This is a genomic window from Anaerostipes sp. 992a (assembly GCF_001940245.1).
GTDB lineage: Bacteria > Bacillota > Clostridia > Lachnospirales > Lachnospiraceae > Fimousia.
Genome location: NZ_MJIG01000004.1, coordinates 1,495,066 through 1,520,484 on the forward strand (window position 1 = coordinate 1,495,066; position 25,419 = coordinate 1,520,484).

The following is a 25,419-nucleotide window of genomic DNA, read 5'->3' on the forward strand; positions in this document are numbered from 1 at the left end:
TTTGTTTTATCCGTTAAACTAAAGGAACCCATCAGCCGTCGTTTCAGACGGCTGTTTTATTATAATATATTTTTCAAAATTTTGCAAAACTTATTTGATTACTTCTACGCCACCCATATATGGTCTTAATACTTCTGGAATGACAATGCTTCCGTCTGCCTGCTGATAGTTTTCCATAATCGCTGCAGTAGTTCTTCCAATTGCAACACCACTTCCATTTAAGGTATGAACGTATTTTGCTTTGTCTTTGATATTATCTTTGTATTTGATGTTCGCTCTTCTTGCCTGGAATTCTTCAAAGTTAGAACAGCTTGAGATTTCTACATAACGGCCATAGCTTGGCATCCATACTTCGATATCATATTTCATTGCTGCAGTGAATCCTAAATCACCGATACAAATCTTAACGACACGATATGGAAGACCTAACATCTGAAGTACTTCTTCTGCATCATGTGTCAATTTTTCTAATTCTTCATAAGAATCTTCTGGTTTTGTGAATTTTACTAATTCTACTTTGTTGAACTGATGCTGACGGATCAAGCCTCTCGTATCTCTTCCGGCAGATCCTGCTTCTGCTCGAAAGCATGCAGTATAAGCACAGTGCTTGATTGGCAGATCTGCCCCATCTAAGATCTGTTCACGATACATATTGGTTACTGGTACTTCTGCAGTAGGAACTAAGAAGTATTCTTTTCCATCTCCTAATACCTTATATGCATCTTCTTCGAATTTTGGAAGCTGTCCAGTACCTGTCATACTTTCTCTGCTTACCATAAATGGAGGAAATACTTCTGTATATCCGTGTTTGCTTGTATGAGTATCTAAGAAAAAGTTCATGATTGCTCTTTCTAATCTTGCACCCAGATCACGATATACCGTAAATCTTGCACCAGAGATCTTTGCAGCTGTTTCTGGATCTAAGATTCCAAGATCCTTACCAAGATCCCAATGTGCTTTTGGTTCAAAATCAAATTTTGTGGGTTCTCCGAATTTTCTAATCTCTACATTATCTTCATCCGTTTCACCCTGAGGTACGCTTGGATGTGGAATGTTTGGAATGGTTAACATCCATGCATTTAATTCTGCTTCTACTTCATTTACCTGTCCATTTAATTCTTTGACTTCATCTGCTAATTCTTTCATCTCTGCAAGTACAGCAGTTACATCTTCGCCAGCTTTCTTCATAGCAGGAATCTGTTTGGAAACCTTCTTCTGTTCGCTTTTCTTTACTTCCATCTCTGCTAATAAAGCTCTTCTTCTTTCGTCCAGATCTTTAAATTTTGATAAATCGAAATCTTCATTTCTTGTAGAAAGTGCTTTTTCCACTTCTTCAAAGTTGTTTCTCAATAATTTTATATCTAACATAATTTCCTCCTAATCACTATGCTATTCATTATAGTATAGATGCTTTTCATTTTCAATATCCAAGTCCTTCGGAAGCCTTATCGTGCACCATTGATAGATTCCACTTCTTCTTTGGAAAGTTCGATCTCACATTCTCCATGTTTAATCTCTTTTCCGTAAATATAACTTCCATTATTACTGTGCATACAATTTAAAATATAACCATCTTTTTTATCATTTAACATGGATAATGCAAAGCTCAGCTTTCCACCCATATCTTTAAACGCATTGTATCTTACCATTTTGCTCTTGGAGATACAGTTATCTACTCGATCAGAGATATCCAGGATATCCAAATCCTGCTGCTGCTGTTTTAATTCAATGCTTTTCATCAACGTATAATTCTCTTTTACATTTTCTTCCAAGGATTTACCATCGCTGCCTGCCATAAACTGTGCATATTTTTTATTTAATTTAGACAGCTTAACGAATAGAACAATTACCAGCACAAAAAGCACTGCAATTACTCCTGCCAATGCCATAATGATAATCTCTAAATCCACTCCGTACATTCTTTCACCTGCCTTATCTTTGTAATAATTCAATAATTCTTTCTAAATCATCCTGCGAATAGTATTCGATTTCAATCTTACCCTTGTTATTTTTCCTGTTTTTGATCGTAACCTTATTCCCAAGAATCTGTTTTAGATTTTCCTCTATATCTCGATAGAGGTATTGATATTCATTTGGTTCTTTTTCCTCTTTTTTTGCAGGTTTTGCCATGTCTTTTACAAGCTTTTCAATATCTCTTACGCTTAAGGCTTCTTCATATACCTTTTTTGCAACAGAAATCTGTATATCCGGATCCGTAATGGCCAGCAGTGCTCTGGCATGTCCCATAGAAATCTTTTCTTCTACTAACATCTCCTGCACTTCTTTCGTCAGCTTCAACAGTCTTAAGGAGTTGGTGATCGTAGACCGGCTTTTCGATACCTTTTGTGCTACCTCTTCCTGTTTTAATTCAAACTCTTCCATCAAAGTCTTATAAGCCTGTGCTTCTTCAATTGGATTTAAGTTTTCTCTCTGAATATTCTCAATTAAAGAAATTTCTACAATTTCATTTTCTTTGTATTCCTTTACGATGACTGGCACTTCCAAAAGCCCCGCAATCTTGGCTGCACGCCATCTTCGTTCCCCTGCTATGATTTCATAATATTCGTCTTTCTTCTTTACAACAATTGGCTGAATAATCCCAAATTGTTTGATAGACTCTGCAAGTTCCTGAAGAGATGCATCGTCAAATGTCTTTCGTGGCTGATTTCGATTCGGCTCTATCTCATTAACGGAGATCATGACACCCTGATCCGACGCTTCTGAAGATGATTTTCTGCGTCTTCTCTGGGGCGGCTGAGGTCCAGTCTCTGGAATTAATACATTCAATCCTTTTCCCAATGCATTTTTCTTCTTAGCCGTCATACGATACCTCACTATTATTAATTACTTCATCTGCTAGTTGATTATAGCTTTCTGCTCCTGAAGATTTTGGAGCATAAAAATTAATTGGCAATCCATGACTTGGTGCCTCTGCTAATTTTACATTTCTCGGAATAATTGTCTTATAAATATTTTGATCCAGACAATCCTTTACATTTTCCACAACCTGAAGGGAAAGATTGGTTCTTGCATCATACATGGTGAATACAACCCCTTCAATCGTCAGATCTGGATTTAAACTCTTCTGAATCAGACCAATGGTATAAATTAACTGTGTCAAACCATCCAACGCAAAAAATTCACATTGAATTGGTACAATTACTGTATCCGCAGCTGTCATTGCATTAACCGTTAGTATTCCAAGTGCTGGAGGACAATCAATGATAATAAAATCATAATCATCAATCACATCTTCCAGTTTATTTCTTAAAATCTGCTGCATATCCTTCTCTGTCAACAATTCAATTTCAGCACCTGCCAGATTTCGATTGGCTGGAAGAATCGATAACTGCTTAAACAGATTCTTTATAATGCAATCCTCTACCTGGAATTCATCATCTACTAGCAAGTCATATGTAGTATTTTCTAATTCATTCTTATCAATACCAAATCCACTTGTCATATTTCCCTGTGGATCCATATCAATGGCCAGTACACTTTTATTCTTATCTGCGATACAGGATGCTAAATTAATGGCTGTCGTCGTTTTACCGACTCCACCCTTCTGATTGGCTATTGCTATTACTCTGCCCATAATCAGCCTCCTTTTTTCTCTGAACCTTATTATATCACATGTTTCACGTGAAACAATAGGTTTTGTTTAATTAAAATAGAATGTTTCACGTGAAACATAATAAAGTATTACACAAAAAGAAAAGCACCATCCTTGGACAGCACTTTTCTCTTCTTATATTATTCAATTTAACTTGAACGCTTTTACATCTGTTCTGGACATTCAATTCCAAGTAATCCAAGAGAATCTTTTAAGATTCCTTTTGCCACTGATAATAATTTTATTCTTGCATTGCATACCGTTTCGTCTTCCACAATACACTGATTGTCATGGTAAAACTTATTAAATGCCTGTGCCACTGCCATAGCATAACGTGCAACTACAGATGGTTCCAAACGATCTGCTGCCGTTTTGATTACTTCTGGATAGCGATTGATTTCTTTTAATAATGCAATGGATGCCTCATCGGTCAATACGCTACAGTCAATATTACCAGGTATTTGGGCTTCTGTCATCTGACGTTTTCTTAAGATACTTGCCGCACGTGCATAAGTATACTGGACATAAGGGCCTGTCTCACCATCGAAGTTATGAATCTTATCCCAGTCAAATACCACATCTTTGATTCTCTGATTATATAAATCATTGAACAGAATAGCCCCTACACCGACTTTATGTGCTACATCGTCTTTATCTGGAAGATTTGGGTTCTTTTCTGCAATAATTTCTTTAATACGATTTACAGATTCGTTTAAAATATCCTCTGCATAAATGATATTTCCTTTACGAGTGGAAAGCTTTCCACCCTTTAAGCTTACCAGCCCATATGGTACGTGTACCAGCTGATCCTTTGCCCATTCATATCCTAATAATTCAATGACTTTAAATACCTGTGCAAAGTGAAGCTTCTGCTCCAAACCAGTAACATAGATACATTTGTCAAAATCATACGTATCCTTTCTATATAATACAGCTGCCAGGTCACGGGTCGCATAGATAGAACTTCCGTCCTTTTTCATTACGATACATGGAGCCATATTATACTCATCCAGACGTACAATATAAGCACCTTCACTTTCTTCTAACAGGTTCTTCGCATTACATTCGTCGATCACGCGTTTGGATTTATCACAATAAAAGCTTTCTCCTGCGTAGGAATCAAATTCAATGCCTAACATCTCATACGTCTTTTTGTATTCTACTAAAGAGATATCCTTAAACCACTGCCAGATAGAAAGTGCTTCCTGATCTCCCTGTTCCATCTTAGTGAACCATGCTCTGGCTTCATCATTTAAAGAATCGTCCTTTTCTGCTTCTTCATGGAATTTTACATAAATCTTCATCAGCTCTGCAATTCCATTCTCTTCTACTGCTTCTTTGCTTCCCCACTTTTTATAAGCTACGATCAGCTTACCAAACTGGGTTCCCCAGTCACCCAAATGATTGATTCTTTCTACCTTATATCCCAGCTTTGTAAAAATTTTATATAAAGAATTTCCGATGATCGTTGTACGCAAATGACCTACATGGAATTTCTTTGCTACGTTCGGAGAAGAATAGTCGATACAGATCGTCTTTCCTTCCCCCATAGAGCTTTTTCCATAACCTGGCTCAGTGGCACGTTCCATTACTTGTTGTACGAAGATTGTCTTATTTACAAAAAAGTTCAGATATGCACCTTTTACCTCTACTTTAGATAGAAAATCCTGCTCTCCGATCTGCTCTGCCAGTTCTGCCGCAATCATATTCGGTGCCTTACGAAATACCTTTGCTAACTGAAAGCATGGAAAAGCAAAATCCCCCATATCTGCCTTTGGAGGTACTTCCAAAAGCTGCTCCACTTTTTCTACATCAAATCCTTCTATTTTCTCTGCTAATAATTCTGCAATTTTTGTTTTCATAAAAACCTTCCTTTTCTATTCTAATGTAATATGAATTTCAAAAGAATCTTCCTTCCACTCATGAACCGAATATCCCTTTGATAATTGTTGTTCTAATGCTTGCTTTTCTTCCTGTTTCAATGAAGTATCTGATACACATTCCAATACCAGCTTTGCCTTCTCTTCCACTACAGTTCGAAACAATATGTCAGATATTGTCATGTTTTCCAATATATAACGAAACAATTGTTTCCATCCGGTAAGGAATGCAAATGTCATCCAAATCTCCTGGTCCATTTCTTCTTCATCATATAGAAATTCCGTTTCTGGCAATGACCGCCTGGTATGCTCAGCCAGCTCATAAAATGCTGGAAAAAATGGTACTCGCTCTTCCTCTGCCTTCTCAGTCTCCTCTTCTTTCTTCTCCGGCATCTCCCGAAAAGCACTCATAAATTCTTTTAGCTTCTTCTTTTTTTCGTTTAGCTTCGCTAATTTCTCTTCACATGCCTGAAGCTGATTGCCTGCATCGTTTAACTGCAGGTTTTCCTGTGTCAGTTCCTTACTGTAATCATATCCATGCAGCACCAACGGAGAGAACAATTGTCGTTTTTTTTCTTCTTCCGCATGAAAATACAAGTTCTTCTCTGCCTTGCTTTGCTTTGTCTGCAGGCTGTATTTCTGCTGCACCAGTTCTTCTTCTTCTTTTACACACTTCATATATTCATGAGACAGATATTCACACAACTCTTCCCTCATATTTTCACTTCCCTTCTAAATAATAAACGATAAATCGGCAATTGAAAACCCCAAAAACCAATTGTATCTACAGCTCATTTATCATATAATAAAGCTATATACGAGAAAGGAGCTTCATTATGGAATCAAAACACAAAAAAATAACTAAACTATCCATTCTGATTATAATTCCCATTCTTTTGATCAACTTATTTAACCAGATGATTATTAAACTGGCAAATCGAAAATCCGTTCTGCCAACCAAAGATGGAATGTACTATGACTGGCGTTTTGGTAAACTTTTTTATACCTGCGAAGGAGAGGGTTCTCCAATTCTGCTGATACACGAGTTATCCTCTTATGGATCCTCCATCGAATTCCATGAACTGATTCATCAGCTATCAAAAAAGCATACGGTATATGCTCTGGATCTTCTTGGATGTGGCCGTTCTGAAAAGCCAGCAATTACATATACTGCTTATCTGTATGTGCAGATGATCAATGATTTTATTAAGGATGTCATCAAATCAACCACTGATGTTATGGTATCTGGAAAGTCATCCTCTATCGTAATGATGGCCTGCTGCACGGAAGAATCCTATTATCACAACATCATGCTGATCAATCCAGAGAATGTATCCAAAGGTAATCGAATACCTAATTCCAAGCACAAATTATTAAAATATCTTTTAGAGTGCCATACCATCGGTACCTTGATCTACCTCATGGTCCACACGAAGGAAGGCATGATGTACAAAGCCAGACAGATATTTTCTTCAAGACATGAACATCTTGCTCACCGGTATGCTCCATATTTCTATGAGGCAGCACATTTGTCTGGAAGTAATGCCAAGTATCTGCATGCCAGCTTAAAGGCTCATTATGTAGATACCAATTTTATTCACGCTATTAAAAATGTCAATAACAGCATTTATATGGTTCTAAGCGACAACGAACCAGACTATATGAATACCATTGAACAATATCAGGTACTCAATCCAGCCATTGAAGCATCTGTTATCGATGATTCTTATCATTTTCCACATTTGGACCAGCCGAAAGAAATCTTGTCCATCTGTGACATTCTTTTCTAAAGTGGATCTTTGGAAGGCATCCCCGCTTTTCTCGGAAATCTTTTTGGGGTTGCCTTTCTTTTTTTTATTTTTACAAAGGTTCTTTCAATATCGGTACCTGGAATCTGGAATTCCTCTACGCTCTCAACCTTTCCGCCCAGCATCCCGATGGCATGTCCTGCCTTTTTTAGTTCTTCATCGATATTTCCGGACTTATAAGGAATAAAGTATCCCCCTTCCTTTACATAAGGAATGCAGTATTCGGATAAGGAGGATAAATTAGCAACTGCCCTGGATACACACAGATCAAACTGTTCTCTTAACTTTCCCGGCTTTGCATAATCCTCTGCTCTTCCATGGATCGTCTCAATTCCAGTCAGTCCCAACAGATCAATGACTTCATCTAAAAACTTGATTCTTTTATTCAGAGAATCCAACAAGGTGATGGTCAGATTTGGAAATGCAATCTTTAACGGAATTCCTGGAAATCCTGCTCCAGTCCCAAGATCCAGTACCGTAAGCGGCTTTGTCAGATCCATCTTGGCTGCCAGTCCAAGACTATCGATAAAATGCTTATCGATCACTTCTTCCTTTTCCGTAATCCCAGTCAGATTCATCACTTTATTCTTCTCAATAAGATATTCATAATACTTCTGAAATTGAAGGCATTGTTGTTCCGTCAGAGAAATGCCAAGAATTTCAGCTTTTTTTCTTAATTGTTCCATATGTTCTCCCAATTTGATCATTTCTTATGATTGATTTCTACGATATTGTTCCAGATAGACGAGCAATACAGAAATATCCGCAGGAGATACTCCAGAAATTCTGGATGCCTGTCCAATGGAATGAGGACGGATCTTACTAAGCTTCTGGACTGCTTCCTTTCTAAGACTTCCCACCTTTTCATAGTCAATCTCCTCTGGTATCGTCTTAACTTCTAACTTCTTAAACTGCTCTACCTGCTTCATCTGTCTGGAAATATAGCCGTCATATTTGATATTAATATTAACCTGATTTACCACATCGTCATCCAGCTGCGGTCTTTCTGGATCAATGGAAGCCAGATCTTCATACTTTAACTCCGGACGTCGGATCAGTTCTCCTAATGTCACTGCTGTCTTTAAGGTTGAGCTTCCCAACTGCTCTAACAATTCCTGCACTTCTTTGGACGCTCCGATCTTCTTTCCATTGACTCTTTCCACTTCTGCTTTGATCTGCTTTTCCTTCTCTAACAACGCTTCATATCGTTCCTCATTTATCAATCCCACCTCATGTCCAATCGGTGTCAATCGCAAATCTGCATTATCCTGACGTAACAACAGGCGATATTCTGCTCTGGATGTCATCATACGATATGGCTCATGAGTCTCTTTGGTAACCAGATCATCGATCAGCACGCCAATATAAGCTTCGGAACGTTTCAGAATGACCGGCTCCTTTCCCTGAAGCTTTCTGCACGCATTGATTCCTGCGATCAATCCCTGTGCTGCGGCTTCTTCATATCCTGAACTTCCATTAAACTGGCCACCACTAAACAATCCATCTACCGCTTTAAATTCCAGAGACGCTTTTAACTGCATTGGATTGATACAGTCATATTCAATGGCATATGCATTTCTTACAATTTTAACATTTTCCAGTCCCTTTACAGAACGATACATCTTATATTGAACATCCTCCGGCAAAGAACTTGACATACCACCCACATACATCTCATTGGTATATTCTCCTTCCGGCTCAATAAATACCTGGTGGCGGTTCTTATCTGCAAATTTTACTACTTTATCCTCAATGGATGGACAATATCTCGGTCCTGTTCCCTCAATCGCTCCAGAGAATAATGGAGACCGATGCAGATTCTCCCGGATAATATTGTGGGTTTCCTCATTGGTATAGGTCAGCCAGCAGGAAATCTGTGGTCGCTTAATATCCTCTTCCTTATTGGTAAAACTGAATGGAACAATATTCTCATCCCCAAATTGTTCTTCCATTACATCAAAATTAATACTTCTCTTATCAATTCTGGCCGGTGTTCCTGTCTTAAAGCGATACATCTCAATTCCCAGAGATTTTAAGGAATCGGTCAGATAATTGGCCGCCTGAAGTCCATTTGGCCCTGTAGCGTTGCTGACCTCTCCATAAATACATCTGGCTTTTAAATAAGTTCCAGTCGCCAATACGACTGCTTTGGCATGATAAATCGCACCGGAATATGTTTTCACGCCGCACACCTTACCATCCTCTGCCAGAATTTCTACTACCTCTGCCTGTCTAAGAGTCAGATGTTCGGTATTCTCCATGGTCATTCTCATATGTCTGGAGTATTCCGCTTTATCCGCCTGAGCACGCAGCGAATGCACCGCCGGCCCTTTTGATTTATTGAGCATCTTAGACTGAATATAGGTTTTATCAATATTGATTCCCATCTCTCCGCCTAAAGCATCGATTTCCTTTACCAAATGTCCCTTGGAACTACCACCAACGTTAGGATTACACGGCATCAAAGCCACACTATCCATGCTGACAGTAAAGCAAATGGTCTCAAATCCCAGTCTGGCACACGCAAGAGCTGCTTCACAGCCTGCATGTCCTGCACCTACTACTACGATATCATAAGTTTCTTCTAGCAATGCCATGTCTTCTTTCTCCTTACTATTTGCCCATGCAAAATTCACTGAAAATCTCATTTACCAAATCTTCACCCAGAGATTCTCCAATGATATATCCCAATGCTTCATACGCATTCATCAGATCAATGGAATAAAAATCCTCCGGCATATCATCCATAATGCTCTGCTCCACCATGGAAAGACTCTCCAATGCCTCATTTAACGCATTTTTGTGTCTCATATTTGTAATATAAATCTCATTATTAAAGCTTAAATTTCCCTGGAAAAACATATCCTTTAAAATCTCATAAAACTTGAGAATTCCTTCCTGAGTTTTTGTAGAAATCTCAACCGTTTCCTTTAAAAGCTTTTTCTTCATCCAATCTGCATCGATCTTCTTATCCAGATCAGACTTATTTAATAATACGATGACCTTTTTCTCCCGGATCATGTCCATGATAATGTCATCGTTATGGTCCAGTTCTCTGGACATATCTACCACATAAAGCACCAGATCCGCAGATGCAATGCTTTCTTTGGCTTTATCTACTCCAATCTTCTCTATGATATCTTCGGTATCCCGAATTCCTGCTGTATCAATGATATTTAGCGGAATTCCATGAATATTAATGGATTCTTCCAGCGTATCTCTGGTAGTCCCTGCAATATCTGTAACAATGGCTCTCTCTTCTCCCACTAAAATATTCAAAAGAGAGGATTTTCCTGCATTTGGCTTTCCGATAATAACGGTCTTAATTCCCTCTTTCAGAATCCGGCCATTATCCGCAGTATCAATGAGAATCGTTATTTCCTCTTTTAATTTCTTCACATCCACAAGCAGCTGCTGCCCATAACCATCAATGGTCATGTGCTCCGGATCATCCAATGCCGACTCAATGGCCGCAATATTATGGATGATCACCTTTCTGATTTCCTCAATCTTCTTTTTTAGAGAACCTTCCAGCTGCTTTAAAGAGCTTTCCAGAGCAAATTCATTTTTTGAAGAAATCACATCCATCACCGCTTCTGCCTGTGATAAGTCAATTCGTCCATTTAAAAATGCACGTTTTGTAAATTCTCCCGGCTCTGCTGGACGAGCGCCATGCCTTATCACCGTCTCCAGAACCTTTTTCATGACCGTCACACCACCGTGGCAGTTGATTTCCACTACATCTTCCCTCGTATACGTATGAGGTGCCCGCATGATCAGACAGATACATTCATCTATCTTCTTTTCTCCATCATAAATATAACCATAATGAGCCGTATGAGAATCTACGGATTTCATATCTTTCTTTTTGGCTGGACGAAAGACCTTTTCCATAACCTGACAGGCTTCATCCCCACTGATTCTGACGATTCCGATTCCTCCATCTGCCATAGCAGTAGAAATCGCCGCAATTGTATCATTTCGAAACATAACCTAATCTCCTTTCTCATAGTCTGCTCTTCTATATTACAAAACATCAAAAGTAATTTTCTATCATTATAAGAAAAGGGCTGCCATAAGGCAACCCTCTGTATCATTTAATTACGTCTTTCGTGATTTCTGTCGTTTCTTTTTAACATGATCACTACTTTTCTATATGGATCTTCGCCTTCACTCTTTGTACATACGTATCTGTCATTCTGTAATGCAGAATGAATAATTCTTCTTTCATATGGATTCATAGGTTCAAGTGAAACGGATCTTCTTGTACGCTTAACCTTGTAAGCAATGTTATGCGCAAGATTTTCCAAGGTCTTTTTTCTTCTTTCACGGTAATTTTCCGTATCTAACTGAACTTTTACATAGTTCTCACTGTTCTTGTTGACGAACAGGCTGATTAAATACTGTAAGGAATCTAAGGTCTGTCCTCTTTTTCCAATTAAGATTCCCATATCATCGCCGCTTAAATTGATATCCATAAAATTATTTTCTTCATCAAACTTAATCTGACACTCGGTCTTTACTCCCATGGCATCAAATAATTCATTCAAATAATCGGTAGTGATATCTAGCAGTGATTCTTTTTTTATAATTTCAATGACTGCAGGCTTTACGTTAAAAATTCCCAAAAAACCTTTATTGCCTTCATCTACAACTTCATATTCCAGCTCACTGCTTGGGATTCCAAGCTCCATAGCTGCATTCATCACAGCATCTGACACCGTTTTCCCTTCAAAACGTGTATTTTCCATTCTAGTTACCTCCCTTTTTACTATCCAACTCTTTTACGATATTGGCTTTGGAAGCAATAGAACCGCCTTTCGTGCTGTTAAATTTTGCATCAAGATTTTTTGTATTAATATTAGCTGCACTTTTGACTTTGCTATTAGATGCCTGTCCAGCCTGGGCATCTGCAGTTTCTGCTGTGCCCATCAATTTATCTGTAAGAGATGGTTTCCCTTTTTTCTTTGCTTTCTTCTTTGCGTATTTCTTACGCTGCTTTTCAATAATCTTATCCATATCTGCACGATCATAATAGAGATTCAGGCAAACCTGCTGGATTACCTGGAATGCTGCGGATGCAGCCCAGTAAATACCAATCGCTGCTGGCAATGTCACACACATTACAAATGACATGATCGGCATGAACATCATCATATTCTTAGATGTTGCTGCTGCAGGATTGCTGTCATCAATATTTCCCATAGATACCTTTGCAGAAAGATACTGTGCTCCTGCTGCAATAATTGGAATCAGTAAATATGCAGAAATACGGAATCCTGGTGACTGTGTAATATTAATTCCAAATACAAAATCATTCATATGCATCAGCTGATCCACATTAGCTGAAATAACATCTGCTGCTCCAGGAAGCTTCTGTGCAATCATATCCCATGCTTCGTTTGGCAGATGAGATAAATAAGATACCACATCTGACACTGCCGGATGAGCATCCAGAGTGTAACGGGATGTTAATTTTACTGCTTTTCCAATTCCCTGAAGCGTTTTTACATAACCGCCCTGTGCCATGATCGGTTTTGCAACCACTTCATAAGCCTCATATACTTTCGGAATATAAGTAGGGATATCCATAACAACACGATACAATGCCAGTAAGATCGGCATCTGAATTAATAATGGAAGACATCCGCTGGTCGGACTTGCTCCATACTTTTCATATAAAGCATTCATCTCTTCCTGCTGCTTTAACATAGAAGCCTGATCGCGTTTGTTACGATATTTCTTCTGAATCTTATTCATCTCAGGCTGCATAATCTGATTTACCTTTGTAAATCTCTGCTGATTTAATGTTAATGGGAATAAAATAATCTTGGTTACTAATGTAAACAAAATAATACTCAGACCAATATTCTGAATTCCACACATTTCCAGAATATCATAAATCCACTCAATGATATGCCCAAGTAACATGGCGATCGGACCTAAAATTCCGCCGCTGCTTGATGCTAACATCATAAGTATACTACCTTACCTTTCTTATAATCAGGGAACCGGATCATATCCACCCGTTGCAAAAGGATTACATCTTAAGATTCTCCAGGCAGCAAGAGCGCCGCCCTTTATGAGGCCATATTTTTCAATCGCCTCAATGGCATATTGTGAACATGTGGGTGTATACTTACAGGTTCCTCCACCTTTCATTGCTGATAAATATTTCTGATAAAAGCGAATACAACCTAATGCTGCTTTTTTTATCATAATTTCACTTCTTTACTATTTTATGGAGTCCGGCCAAATGAAAAAACGACCCTTTCAGATCTTCATATCCTTTTCCTTTCGCCCCTCCCCTGGCAATCACTACGATATCCAAGCCCTGAATAAGTTCTTCCTTATTCAACCGATATACTTCTCGGATGACTCTTGTCAATCGATGTCTTACCACACTGTTTCCTATTTTCTTACTAACTGATATACCTAATCGGTTTTTCCCCAGTCCATTCTCTCTAATGTACATGACCAGTTGTCGATTGGCCTTTGACTGGCCCTGATGATAGACCAAAGAAAAATCTCCAGACTTTTTTAAAGATTCATATTGTTTCATTTTTACACCCTTAAAAACAGAGAAAAGAAAAGGTCACAAAAGTTTGCGACCCTAAGCTGATAATTTATTTCTTCCTTTTGCTCTTCTTCTAGCTAATACTTTTCTACCGTTAGCAGTGCTCATTCTTTTTCTAAAACCATGAACTTTAGATCTCTGTCTCTTTTTTGGCTGAAATGTCATTTTCATAATTCAGGCACCTCCTTATTATTTCTATTTCGATATTTACTATAATCCTTTTTTATGTCATAAAAACACCACTCCCATTATATAAATTTCAATGGCTTTCGTCAAGTAAATCTTTTATTTTTTTCTGTCAACAGGATATCTTGTGGTTAAACACAAAGTTATCCACAATTTGTGGGTAACTTGTGCATAACTTTACAAAAGCCTGTTGATTTTTTTCTGCACTCTACCTATAATCCCTATATTTTCTGCCGTTTTCGACTGTTTATATGTGAAATCACGTTTTCCACATGGTTTTTCTGTCAATTGGGTTTCTTCTTATTATAATATATCCACATGCTATAAACTTATCCACACTATCAACTTGAAATCTATCCACTTTTGCTTTATTATTAGTATAAAGTACTATGTAATTTAGAAAGGGTAAGTGGATAAATACCTATGGAAGAAAAGATAAAAGAGATATGGGACCAGGTTCTCACTCAATTAGTTCAAAAGTATGATATAACCGAAGCTGCTGCCAATACCTGGATTCGTCCGTTGCAGGTATACAAGGTTTCAGATGGTAAAATCACCTTTTTAATGGATAAAAAATACGACAAACGAGGGGTGGAATTTATCAAACACCGCTTTTACGATCTTTCCATCGGATTGGCTATCCAGGACTTAATCGGTGTGGAATACACCATAGATATTTGTCTTTCAGATGAAGTAGAAATTGAGGAAGCACCTGCTCCAAAGAAGAAAGAATCTGCAGCAGATATCCAGAAAAGCCAGATGCTTTCCAATCTGAATGAACGTTATACATTTGAAACTTTTGTCATTGGTAAAAATAACGAACTGGCTCAGGCAGCCAGCGTAGCAGTTGCCGATGCTCCGGGCGAGACATACAATCCTCTATTTTTGTATGGGGGTGCCGGACTTGGAAAGACTCATTTGATGCATTCCATCGCACATTACATTATAGAACACAAAAAAGGAATGAAAGTTCTATATGTTACCAGCGAAAAATTTACGAATGAATTAATTGATTGTTTGAAACACAACAAAAATGAAGAATTTCGTAACAAATATCGCAATATTGACGTTCTCTTAATCGATGATATTCAGTTTATCATAGGAAAAGAAAGTACACAGGAAGAATTTTTCCATACGTTTAATTCATTATATGAAGAAAACAAGCAGATTATTATCTCTTCCGATAAACCTCCAAAAGATATGCAGATTTTAGATGAACGTTTCCGTTCCCGTTTCGAATGGGGTTTGACCGCAGATATTCAACCTCCAGACTATGAAACCCGAATGGCAATTTTAAATAAACGGGCGGAACTTGACAATATTAATATTGATACAGAGATCATGGAATACGTTGCCAATAATGTAAAATCCAACATTCGTGAACTGGAAGGTGCATTAAATAAAATCTGCGTTTATTCCAAACTTAAGAGAAAACCAATCGACCTTGAATTGGCGCAGGAAGCGCTAAAAGACTTAATTACTCCTCAGGGTGAACGGGAAATTACACTGGATCTGATCGTAGATATCGTTTGTGAGCATTTTAATATCTCCTTAGCCGATATCAAATCCAGAAAAAAGAGCCAGGAAATCGCTTATCCACGCCAGATTGCCATGTATTTATGCAAAAAACATACAGATAAGTCCCTAAAGGCAATCGCTGCAGTGCTTGGAAAACGAGACCACTCTACCATCATTCATGGTTATCAGAAAATTGAAAACGATCTGCAGAACAATACAGGTCTGCAAAATACCATTGATGTTTTAACCAAGAAAATCAATCCAAATTAACCCCTTCATCCCTTTTCACAACCTAATGTTAAAAGGCTGTTGATAATATGTGGATGAGCAAAAGGGCCTTTTGGGGGTGTGGAAAAGCTTTTAGTTATCCTTCAAAAAAATGAGTGATTTCAAGAAGTTATAAACATTCATTTTTTTGATGATTTCTAGCTTTTTTTCACTTATAAACATTTCGACACCCCCTACTACTATTACGACGGAAATTAATAAATATATATAGTATAAAATCACCCGAAAGGAGTTATTCACATCATGAAAATTGTGTGTACAAAATCAAGTCTGCTGCAGGGAGTGAATATTGTTCTAAAAGCAGTCTCCAATAAGACCACTTTACCAATTTTAGAATGTATCTTATTAGAAGTCAGCAATCAAACAATCACGTTAACTGCCAATGATATGGAACTTGGTATTGAAACTGTAATAGAAGGAAATGTATTAGAACCTGGGAAAATTGCATTAAATGCCAAGTTATTTTCCGAAATTGTGCGAAAATTACCGGACAATGATATCACTATTACAACAAATTCCAGCCATCAGGCAGTGATTACCTGCGAAAAATCGAAATTTACCATTTCTGGTCAGGGGGGTGAAGACTTCCCATTACTTCCGGAGATTGAAAAGCAACAGTCTATTACCATATCTCAATTTATGTTAAAAGAAGTAATTAGACAGACAATTTTCTCAATTTCTGATAATGAGAGCAACAAATTAATGACTGGAGAATTGTTTGAGATTTCTGACGATAATCTAAAGGTGGTATCTTTAGATGGTCATCGTATCTCTATACGAAATATAGAACTAAAAGATTGTTATGAAAATATCAAAGTTGTCGTTCCTGGAAAAACACTCTCTGATCTGAGCAAGATCTTAAATGGTGGAACAGAAGATGAAGTCCATATCTATTTTACCAATAAGCACATTTTATTTGAATTAGATCAGACAATTGTTGTTTCACGTCTGTTGGAAGGGGAATACTATAATATCAATCAAATGCTTTCTACCGATTACGAGACAAAGATTCAGATCAATAAAAAGGAATTTTTAAATTGTATTGACCGTGCTTCCCTGCTGATTCGGGAATCTGACAAGAAGCCGATCGTCATCAATATTCAGGAAGACAGCATGCAGCTTTCCATCCAGTCCTTTATTGGATCCATGAAAGAGGAAATCTACATCCGAAAAGAAGGAAAGGATCTGCTGATCGGATTTAATCCAAAGTTCCTGATGGATGCGTTAAGAGTTATTGACGATGAAGTTATTGATATTTATCTGGTAAATCCAAAGGCTCCTTGCTTTATCAAGGATGCCGCGCAATCTTATGTATATCTGATTTTACCGGTAAACTTCAATGCCGCAAATATTTAATGAGGTGCAAAAATGGAATTGATAAAATTAAGAGATGATTATATTAAACTGGGACAGGCATTGAAAGCGGCCGGTCTGGTGGAATCTGGAGTGGAAGCCAAGGAAGTGATCCAGCAGGGACTCGTTATGGTGGATGGAGAGATTGAAACAAGACGAGGAAGAAAGTTATATGATGGAGCCGTTGTACAGTTTGATGATATGACGATCCACATTGAAAAATAGAACATTATGTATATCAGATCACTGGAACTTAAGAATTACAGAAATTATGAGAATCTGGCTGTGTCCTTTTCTACGGGCAGTAATTTATTCTTTGGAGATAATGCGCAGGGAAAGACGAATATTCTAGAATCCATTTATGTAAGTGGAACCAGTAAATCCCATCGTGGCAGTAAGGACAAGGAGCTGATCCGTTTTGGAGAGGAAGAGGCTCATATCCGATTGATTCTAAATAAAAGAGATGTGGATCATCGTATTGATCTGCATCTGAAGAAGAAAAAGACAAAGGGGATTGCCATTGATGGGATTCCTATTCGAAAATCCAGCGATTTATTAGGCATGCTCAATATTATTTTCTTTTCTCCAGAGGATTTATCTATTATTAAAAATGGCCCAGGAGAGCGCAGGCGATTTCTGGATATGGAACTTTGTCAGCTTCAAAAGATTTACATGTTCCATCTTGCGCAGTATAATAAAACTTTGAGGCAAAGGAATCAGTTGCTTGCGCAAATTGCATTTCAGGAGGATTTGGTGGATACTCTTGAGGTCTGGGACAGCCAGCTTGTACAGTATGGAGCATCGATCATTGAGAAAAGAAAAGCATTTATTGAGGAATTGAATGAGATTATCGGTGGAATTCATCAGAAGCTGACCGGTGGAAGGGAAGAGATCATTGTTACATATGAGAACCAGGTAGATGCGAACGCTTTCATGGATCAGCTGAAAAAGCGAAGAGAGATGGATTTGCGATATCGGAATACCGGAACAGGTCCACACAGAGATGATATTAAATTTATGGTAAATGGCATTGATGTAAGAACGTATGGTTCTCAGGGACAGCAGCGAAGCGCAGCCTTATCTCTTAAGCTGGCTGAAATTGAGTTGGTAAAGAAAAAGACCAAAGATAAGCCGGTGCTGTTGCTGGATGATGTTCTTTCAGAGCTTGACAGCAACCGAAAGAGATATCTATTGGAGGGCATTCAGGATATTCAGACATTTATTACCTGTACAGGACTGGAAGAGTTTGTGAACAGCCAGTTGGCCATTGATAAAATGTTTTATGTTAAAAACGGAAAGATTGTAAAAGAAGAGCAGGAGGCAAGCCATGAGCATGGAAAATAAAAAAACAGCGGAATATGGTGCAGACCAGATTCAGATTTTAGAAGGGCTGGAGGCCGTAAGAAAAAGACCGGGAATGTATATTGGCAGTACTTCAGAAAAGGGTCTGCATCATTTAGTCTATGAGATTGTAGATAATGCGGTGGATGAGGCACTGGCCGGATATTGTGATACCATTGAAGTGATCATTCATAAAGATAATTCTGTTACGGTAAAAGATAACGGTCGTGGAATTCCAGTAGGAATCAATAAGAAAAAAGGAATTTCTTCTGTAGAGGTAGTTTTTACGATTCTGCATGCTGGTGGAAAATTCGGCGGTGGCGGCTATAAGGTGTCTGGAGGACTTCATGGTGTTGGTTCTTCTGTTGTAAATGCTCTTTCTGAATGGCTAGAGGTAGAGGTTCACACAGAAGGCAAGATTCATAAGCAGCGTTATGAACGGGGAAAAGTCTGCTATCCGTTAAAGGTCACTGGTGACACTGACCATAGAGGAACCATCGTACACTTTAAACCGGATGGAAAGATTTTTGAAACGACGATCTTTGATTTAAATACCCTGGTGCAGAGATTGCGGGAGACTGCATTTCTGACCAAGAATTTGAAGATTCTTTTAAAGGATGAGCGTCCAGATGAGCCGGTAGCACATAAATTTCACTATGAAGGCGGAATTAAGGAGTTTGTCACTTACTTAAACCAGAATAAAGATGAATATTATCCGGACGTGATCTATTGTGAAGGAATGAAGGATCAGGTCTATGTAGAGGTGGCATTTCAGCACAATGATTCCTTCAATGAGAATATTTACAGCTTTGTAAATAACATCATCACACCAGAAGGAGGAACACATCTGTCTGGGTTTAAAAATGCAATGACTAAGACCTTTAATGATTATGCGAGAAAGAATAAGCTGTTAAAGGATTCAGAAAGCAATCTTTCCGGAGAGGACATCAGAGAAGGCCTGGTAGCGATCATCAGCATTAAGATCGGAGAACCTCAGTTTGAAGGACAGACCAAGCAGAAACTGGGCAATAGTGAGGCTAGAGGTGCTGTTGATAGCATTGTCAGCGAGCAGCTGAAGATTTATCTGGAACAGAATCCTACCGTAGCAAGAGCAATCTGTGAGAAGGCTGTATTGGCACAGAGGGCCAGAGATGCAGCAAGAAAGGCCAGAGATCTAACCAGAAGAAAGACGGCACTTGAGACGGCAGCATTGCCTGGAAAGCTGGCAGATTGTTCGGAAAAAGACCCTTCCAAGTGTGAAATTTATATTGTTGAGGGAGATTCTGCGGGAGGTTCTGCGAAGACAGCCAGATCCCGTGCGACCCAGGCTATTTTACCACTTCGAGGAAAAATTCTGAATGTAGAGAAGGCAAGGCTGGATAAGATTTTGGTGAATAACGAGATCAAAGCCATGATCACAGCATTTGGAACGGGAATTCATGAGGATTTTGATATTTCCAAGCTGAGATATCATAAGATCATCATTATGACCGATGCCGATGTAGATGGAGCGCATATTTCTACGCTTCTGCTCACCTTCTTCTATCGTTTTATGCCAGAATTGATCACGGGCGGACATGTATATCTGGCACAGCCGCCTTTATACCGGATTGAAAAGAATAAAAAGGTCTGGTACGCTTATAGTGATGATGAACTGAACCAAATCCTGACGGAGATTGGACGTGATCAGAATAACAAGATTCAGCGTTATAAAGGGTTAGGGGAAATGGATGCAGAACAGCTTTGGGATACAACCATGGATCCAGAGAAGAGAATCCTGCTTCGAGTAAATATCGACGAAGAAACGGAGTCTGAGGTAGACTTGACGTTCAATACACTTATGGGTGATAAGGTGGAACCAAGACGAAAATTTATCGAAGAAAATGCGAAATACGTTAAGAATTTAGATATTTAGTGGAGGAAGATTTACATGGATGATAGTAATATTTTTGATAAAGTTCATGAGATAGATCTGAAGAAGACCATGGAAACTTCTTACATAGACTATGCCATGAGTGTAATTGCTTCGAGAGCACTTCCAGATGTACGTGATGGTTTAAAGCCGGTACAGAGAAGAATCCTATATGCAATGATTGAATTGAACAACGGTCCGGACAAGCCACATCGTAAATGTGCCCGTATCGTCGGTGATACCATGGGTAAATACCATCCACACGGAGATAGCTCTATCTATGGAGCACTGGTAAATCTTGCCCAGGAGTGGTCTACCCGCTATCCACTGGTAGATGGACATGGAAATTTTGGTTCCGTGGACGGAGACGGAGCAGCTGCTATGCGTTATACGGAGGCACGTCTTAGTAAGATTTCCATGGAGATGCTGGCGGATATTAATAAAAATACGGTGGATTTCGCACCGAACTTTGACGAGACAGAAAAAGAACCCCTTGTACTTCCAGCACGTTACCCAAATCTTCTGGTTAATGGAACCCAGGGAATTGCAGTAGGTATGGCAACGAATATTCCACCTCATAATCTGAGAGAGGTTATTGATGGCGTAGTAAAGATCATTGATAATCAGGTGGAAGAAGACAGAGATACAGAGATTGAGGAACTGTTAGAAATTATTAAGGGACCGGATTTTCCTACCGGAGCTACGATTTTAGGAAGACGGGGGATTGAAAGTGCTTATCGTACCGGACGTGGCAAGATTAAGGTGCGTGCAGTTACCAATATTGAACCAATGGCCAATGGAAAGCAGAGAATCATTGTTTCAGAGCTGCCGTATATGGTAAACAAAGCACGTTTGATCGAAAAGATCGCAGAATTAGTGAAAGATAAGAAAATTGATGGAATTACGGATTTAAGAGATGAGTCTGACCGTTCCGGTATGCGTATCTGTATAGAGCTGCGCCGGGATGTCAATGCGAATGTTCTTTTAAACCAGCTGTTTAAGCATACACAGCTGCAGGATTCCTTTGGAGTTATTATGCTTGCACTGCATAATAATGAACCAAAGATCATGAACTTGCAACAGATGCTGATGTATTATCTGGAGCATCAGAAGGATGTTGTGACCAGAAGAACCAGATATGAATTAAATAAAGCGCAGGAAAGGGCACATATTTTACAGGGCTTATTGATTGCACAGGATCATATTGATGAAGTCATTAAGATCATTCGTGGAGCAGCTAATATTGCAGCGGCAAAAGCGGAATTAATGGAACGTTTCGGATTGACCGATGTACAGGCACAGGCAATTGTTGACATGCGTCTGCGTGCGTTAAATGGTTTGGAACGGGAAAAATTAGAGAAGGAATATAAGGAACTTCTCGAACGGATCAAAGCCTTGGAAGAAATTCTTGCCGATGAAAAGGTGCTTTTAGGAGTGATCAAAGAAGAAATCCTTCTTGTAAAGGATAAATTTGGTGATGAAAGAAGAACTTCCATCGGGTTTGATGTAGATGATATTTCCATAGAGGATATGATTCCAAAGGAAAATACGGTAATCACCATGACCAAATTAGGTTATATCAAACGTATGACTGAGGATAACTTTAAAGCACAGAACCGTGGCGGTAAAGGAATTAAGGGTATGCAGACATTGAATGAGGATTTCATTGAAAAGATGTTCATGACTTCTACTCATAATTTTATTATGTTCTTCACAAGTAAGGGAAGGGTCTATGGATTGAAGGCCTATGAAATTCCAGAATCCGGGCGTACAGCCAGAGGAACGGCCATTGTTAATCTGCTTCAGTTAATGCCGGATGAGAAGATCACGGCGGTCATTGATGTGGATGGATACCGGGAAAACGGTGTTCTGTTCATGGCTACGAAGAAGGGCCTGGTTAAGAAGACGGTAGTCACAGAATATAGAAATATCAGGAAAAATGGACTTGCAGCTATTGCATTAAGAGACGATGATGAGTTGATCGAAGTAAAATTCATTGAAGAGCCTACAGATATTTTCCTGGTTACCAAGATGGGTCAGTGCATTCGCTTTGAAAAAGAGGATGTTAGAAGAACTGGACGTGTTTCCATGGGAGTATTAGGCATTCATCTGTCAGAGGAGGATGAGGTCGTTGCAATGCAGACAAGACAGCAGGGAGAAGAACTGCTGATCGTATCTGAAAAAGGTATGGGCAAACGTACCATGATGGATGAATTTAAGACACAGAAGCGCGGTGGTAAAGGTGTCATCTGTTATAAGATCTTAGATAAGACCGGATATGTAGTAGGTGCCAAAGCGGTGGAAGAAGAGGATGAAGTCATGATGATCACAACAGATGGAGTGATTATCCGTACCGAAGTTAATCAGATTTCTATGCTTGGAAGAAATACATCCGGAGTAAAGGTTATGAGTGTGAAGGATGATACTGCAGTTGCAAGTATTACGCGTGTTTTAAAAGAAGAGCCAGAAGATGAGGCTGAGAATGAAACAATCATAGAGGAAGAATAAACGGGAGGCTGCCATATTGTGTGGCAGCCTTTTGGTGCTAATTTAAGGAGTATTTAAGTGATGAGAACAATTCATACAGATGAGATTATTAAAAATATCAAGGAGATGTGCATAGAAGCAAATCTTGAATTATCCGAAGATATGAAAAGAAAACTTAAGAACGCAAAGGAACAGGAAACGGGACGTCTAGGCGCCCAGATTCTGAATCAGTTAGAGGAGAATATGGGTATTGCCAAAGAAGAGAGCATTCCAATCTGTCAGGACACGGGAATGGCAGTGGTATTCTTTAAGATCGGGCAGGATGTTCATATTGAGGGTATGAATGTGACCGATGCAATTAACGAAGGAGTACGACAGGGCTATGTAGAAGGATATCTGCGTAAATCTGTAGTTAAGGACCCAATTGAACGGGAAAATACAAAGGATAATACCCCTGCAGTGATCCATTATGATATGATTCCAGGAGAGCAGATTGAAATTACTGTGGCACCAAAGGGATTTGGAAGTGAGAATATGAGTCGGGTGTTCATGTTAAAGCCTGCCGATGGTCTGGAAGGGGTAAAGGCATCTGTTCTTCAGGCCGTAAAGGATGCAGGACCAAATGCCTGTCCTCCGATGGTGGTTGGAGTTGGTATGGGAGGAACTTTCGAAAAATGTGCCTTTCTTGCTAAAAAGGCTTTAAGCCGTAATACAGAAGAACCTTCTTCCATTCCATATGTAGCACAGCTGGAAAGAGAACTACTCGAGGAAATCAACCAACTTGGCATTGGACCTGGAGGGCTTGGAGGAAACACGACAGCACTTGCCGTAAATGTAGAGACGTATCCAACTCATATTGCAGGACTTCCATTAGCTGTTAATATCTGTTGTCATGTAAACAGACATGTATCCAGAACAATTTAGATGAGCTAGAAGCAGTAAAAGCCAGGAGGAAAGAAAAGATGAATCAAAATATTACAGCACCATTATCTGATGAAACGATCAATGGTTTAAAAGCAGGAGATTATGTTTATATTACTGGTACCATTTATACAGCACGGGATGCTGCACATAAGAGAATGTATGAGAATGGAATTCCAATTGATCTAGATCATGATATTATCTATTATCTGGGACCTTCGCCAGCAAAAGAGGGACAGATTATTGGTTCTGCAGGCCCAACAACCAGCAGCAGAATGGATAAGTATACTCCTTATATGTTAGAACATGGTCTGAAAGGAATGATCGGAAAAGGAAAGCGCTCACCAGAAGTCATTGAAAGCATGAAAAAGAATCAGGCAGTATATTTTGCTGCAGTAGGCGGTGCAGGAGCTTTATTATCAAAATGTATTAAAAAGGCAGAAGTAATTGCTTATGATGACCTGGGAACGGAAGCAATCCGTAAATTGGAAATAGAAAATCTTCCGGTCATCGTTGTCATCGATAAAAATGGGAATAATCTGTATGAGACAGCGGTAGAAGATTTCAAAAAGGGAAATGCTGATCAATAAGTTTTTTTGGTATGATCTGCAGATAGAGAATGGAATTTATCGGCAGATCATACCGGGTTTTTACGAGTTCTGATGTGAAATTGTAGAAAAAAATAAAAAGTTGAAAAAAAGTATTGACATGGCAGCTGTTTTTTGCTATTATTATCAAGCGTCATGTTGACGTAACAACTAAATACCTAATAAATTTAGGCATTGGAGAAGTACTCAAGTGGCTGAAGAGGCGCCCCTGCTAAGGGTGTAGGTCGTTCGCGCGGCGCGAGGGTTCAAATCCCTCCTTCTCCGGTTTTTGCTTTAAAAGGTATTGACAATCACATCGGGAGATGATAAGATATAAAAGTTGTTGCAAAATGATGCAAATAAAAAATAAAAAGTTCTTGACAAACGGAAATGGTTTTAATAGAATATAAAAGCTGTCGCAAATAACGACAGAAAACACGGTCGAAAAAAGTTGAAAAAACTTCTTGACAAAAGAAAAAGATCGTGATAAAATATAAAAGCTGTTTCAAAAAAACAGAATCGAACATTGAAAACTGAACAATCACAGATCCTTGAAAATTCAGATGAGATTTTCACTGTCTTTTGAAAAAGACAGACGGACGTTGAAGAAGATTCAACAACCTAGAACAGTAAAAGGGATAAATAGCCGAGTGTTATTTTGACCGGATTGAAACTTTAACATGAGAGTTTGATCCTGGCTCAGGATGAACGCTGGCGGCGTGCTTAACACATGCAAGTCGAACGAAGCGCTCCGGACGATTCTTTCGGGATGAGACTGGAGGGACTGAGTGGCGGACGGGTGAGTAACGCGTGGGTAACCTGCCTCATACAGGGGGATAACAGTCAGAAATGGCTGCTAATACCGCATAAGCGCACAGTACCGCATGGTACGGTGTGAAAAACTCCGGTGGTATGAGATGGACCCGCGTCTGATTAGCTGGTTGGCAG

At 39.0% G+C, this 25,419-nt stretch carries 23 protein-coding genes, 1 tRNA gene and 1 rRNA gene; 11 read left to right on the forward strand and 14 right to left on the reverse strand.

What is annotated here, in order from left to right; all coding sequences use genetic code 11:
* Window positions 1-90: 90 nt before the first annotated feature.
* The 6 genes from serS to BHF69_RS11600 all read right to left on the reverse strand — a co-directional run bounded on the left by serS (window position 91) and on the right by BHF69_RS11600 (window position 6,210).
* Window positions 91-1,368, reverse strand: a complete 1,278-nt coding sequence (gene serS / locus BHF69_RS11575) for a serine--tRNA ligase (RefSeq protein ID WP_075671636.1) — start codon at window positions 1,366-1,368, stop codon at window positions 91-93.
* A 77-nt stretch (window positions 1,369-1,445) separates the two neighbouring features.
* Window positions 1,446-1,919 carry a DUF4446 family protein gene (locus tag BHF69_RS11580; RefSeq protein WP_075671858.1) on the reverse strand — a complete coding sequence of 158 codons (474 nt, stop codon included), beginning with the start codon at window positions 1,917-1,919 and terminating at the stop codon, window positions 1,446-1,448.
* A gap of 13 nt (window positions 1,920-1,932) precedes the next feature.
* A complete protein-coding gene (locus BHF69_RS11585; protein WP_075671638.1) occupies window positions 1,933-2,823 on the reverse strand; it encodes a ParB/RepB/Spo0J family partition protein in 891 nt (296 codons plus the stop codon).
* The gene (locus BHF69_RS11590; protein ID WP_075671640.1) at window positions 2,813-3,595 is read right to left on the reverse strand and encodes a ParA family protein; all 783 of its coding nucleotides are present in this window, start codon (window positions 3,593-3,595) and stop codon (window positions 2,813-2,815) included. The genes BHF69_RS11585 and BHF69_RS11590 overlap by 11 nt, the downstream gene beginning before the upstream one ends.
* A 182-nt stretch (window positions 3,596-3,777) precedes the next feature.
* Window positions 3,778-5,475 (reverse strand): arginine--tRNA ligase, encoded by a 1,698-nt coding sequence (gene argS / locus BHF69_RS11595; protein WP_075671642.1) that lies wholly within the window; start codon window positions 5,473-5,475, stop codon window positions 3,778-3,780.
* Between the two features lie 15 nt (window positions 5,476-5,490).
* Window positions 5,491-6,210, reverse strand: coding sequence for a hypothetical protein (locus BHF69_RS11600; RefSeq protein ID WP_075671644.1), 720 nt, complete (start codon window positions 6,208-6,210; stop codon window positions 5,491-5,493).
* A gap of 119 nt (window positions 6,211-6,329) precedes the next feature.
* On the opposite strand from BHF69_RS11600, the gene BHF69_RS11605 reads away from it, so the two are divergent.
* Window positions 6,330-7,283, forward strand: coding sequence for an alpha/beta fold hydrolase (locus BHF69_RS11605; RefSeq protein WP_083651270.1), 954 nt, complete (start codon window positions 6,330-6,332; stop codon window positions 7,281-7,283).
* On the opposite strand, the gene rsmG is transcribed toward BHF69_RS11605, so the two are convergent.
* The 8 genes from rsmG to rpmH all read right to left on the reverse strand — a co-directional run bounded on the left by rsmG (window position 7,280) and on the right by rpmH (window position 14,049).
* Complete coding sequence (gene rsmG / locus BHF69_RS11610) at window positions 7,280-7,987, reverse strand: 16S rRNA (guanine(527)-N(7))-methyltransferase RsmG (RefSeq protein ID WP_075671648.1); 708 nt, start codon at window positions 7,985-7,987, stop codon at window positions 7,280-7,282. The two genes, BHF69_RS11605 and rsmG, sit on opposite strands and share 4 nt — an antisense overlap.
* 24 nt (window positions 7,988-8,011) lie before the next feature.
* Complete coding sequence (gene mnmG / locus BHF69_RS11615; protein WP_075671860.1) at window positions 8,012-9,898, reverse strand: tRNA uridine-5-carboxymethylaminomethyl(34) synthesis enzyme MnmG; 1,887 nt, start codon at window positions 9,896-9,898, stop codon at window positions 8,012-8,014.
* A 16-nt stretch (window positions 9,899-9,914) separates the two neighbouring features.
* Window positions 9,915-11,291, reverse strand: coding sequence for a tRNA uridine-5-carboxymethylaminomethyl(34) synthesis GTPase MnmE (gene mnmE / locus BHF69_RS11620; protein ID WP_075671650.1), 1,377 nt, complete (start codon window positions 11,289-11,291; stop codon window positions 9,915-9,917).
* Between the two features lie 107 nt (window positions 11,292-11,398).
* Entirely contained in the window at window positions 11,399-12,052 is a 654-nt protein-coding gene (gene jag, locus BHF69_RS11625) for an RNA-binding cell elongation regulator Jag/EloR (protein WP_075671652.1), read from the reverse strand.
* Between the two features lies 1 nt (window position 12,053).
* On the reverse strand, window positions 12,054-13,277 hold the full coding sequence (locus BHF69_RS11630) for a YidC/Oxa1 family membrane protein insertase (RefSeq protein ID WP_075671654.1): 1,224 nt from the start codon (window positions 13,275-13,277) through the stop codon (window positions 12,054-12,056).
* A gap of 27 nt (window positions 13,278-13,304) precedes the next feature.
* On the reverse strand, window positions 13,305-13,520 hold the full coding sequence (gene yidD, locus BHF69_RS11635; RefSeq protein WP_075671656.1) for a membrane protein insertion efficiency factor YidD: 216 nt from the start codon (window positions 13,518-13,520) through the stop codon (window positions 13,305-13,307).
* A gap of 4 nt (window positions 13,521-13,524) precedes the next feature.
* Window positions 13,525-13,863, reverse strand: coding sequence for a ribonuclease P protein component (rnpA, locus tag BHF69_RS11640; RefSeq protein ID WP_075671658.1), 339 nt, complete (start codon window positions 13,861-13,863; stop codon window positions 13,525-13,527).
* A gap of 51 nt (window positions 13,864-13,914) precedes the next feature.
* A complete protein-coding gene (rpmH, locus tag BHF69_RS11645) occupies window positions 13,915-14,049 on the reverse strand; it encodes a 50S ribosomal protein L34 (RefSeq protein ID WP_005351392.1) in 135 nt (44 codons plus the stop codon).
* 438 nt (window positions 14,050-14,487) lie between these two features.
* Between rpmH and dnaA the strand changes: the two genes are divergently transcribed.
* From dnaA to BHF69_RS11695, 10 genes are all read left to right on the forward strand, one after another.
* Complete coding sequence (dnaA, locus tag BHF69_RS11650) at window positions 14,488-15,852, forward strand: chromosomal replication initiator protein DnaA (protein WP_075671660.1); 1,365 nt, start codon at window positions 14,488-14,490, stop codon at window positions 15,850-15,852.
* 261 nt (window positions 15,853-16,113) lie between these two features.
* On the forward strand, window positions 16,114-17,226 hold the full coding sequence (gene dnaN, locus BHF69_RS11655; RefSeq protein WP_075671661.1) for a DNA polymerase III subunit beta: 1,113 nt from the start codon (window positions 16,114-16,116) through the stop codon (window positions 17,224-17,226).
* Between the two features lie 12 nt (window positions 17,227-17,238).
* Window positions 17,239-17,448 carry an RNA-binding S4 domain-containing protein gene (locus BHF69_RS11660; protein ID WP_075671663.1) on the forward strand — a complete coding sequence of 70 codons (210 nt, stop codon included), beginning with the start codon at window positions 17,239-17,241 and terminating at the stop codon, window positions 17,446-17,448.
* A gap of 6 nt (window positions 17,449-17,454) precedes the next feature.
* A complete protein-coding gene (gene recF / locus BHF69_RS11665) occupies window positions 17,455-18,567 on the forward strand; it encodes a DNA replication/repair protein RecF (RefSeq protein ID WP_075671665.1) in 1,113 nt (370 codons plus the stop codon).
* Complete coding sequence (gene gyrB / locus BHF69_RS11670) at window positions 18,551-20,479, forward strand: DNA topoisomerase (ATP-hydrolyzing) subunit B (protein ID WP_075671667.1); 1,929 nt, start codon at window positions 18,551-18,553, stop codon at window positions 20,477-20,479. Before recF ends, gyrB begins: the two co-directional genes overlap by 17 nt.
* Before the next feature lie 15 nt (window positions 20,480-20,494).
* Entirely contained in the window at window positions 20,495-22,984 is a 2,490-nt protein-coding gene (gyrA, locus tag BHF69_RS11675; RefSeq protein WP_075671669.1) for a DNA gyrase subunit A, read from the forward strand.
* Between the two features lie 60 nt (window positions 22,985-23,044).
* The gene (locus tag BHF69_RS11680) at window positions 23,045-23,887 is read left to right on the forward strand and encodes a fumarate hydratase (RefSeq protein WP_075671671.1); all 843 of its coding nucleotides are present in this window, start codon (window positions 23,045-23,047) and stop codon (window positions 23,885-23,887) included.
* A gap of 38 nt (window positions 23,888-23,925) precedes the next feature.
* On the forward strand, window positions 23,926-24,474 hold the full coding sequence (locus tag BHF69_RS11685; protein ID WP_075671673.1) for a Fe-S-containing hydro-lyase: 549 nt from the start codon (window positions 23,926-23,928) through the stop codon (window positions 24,472-24,474).
* A 194-nt stretch (window positions 24,475-24,668) separates the two neighbouring features.
* A tRNA-Ser gene (locus tag BHF69_RS11690) sits at window positions 24,669-24,756 on the forward strand.
* Window positions 24,757-25,147: 391 nt separating this feature from the next.
* Window positions 25,148-25,419 (forward strand): 16S ribosomal RNA (locus tag BHF69_RS11695); the annotation flags it as partial.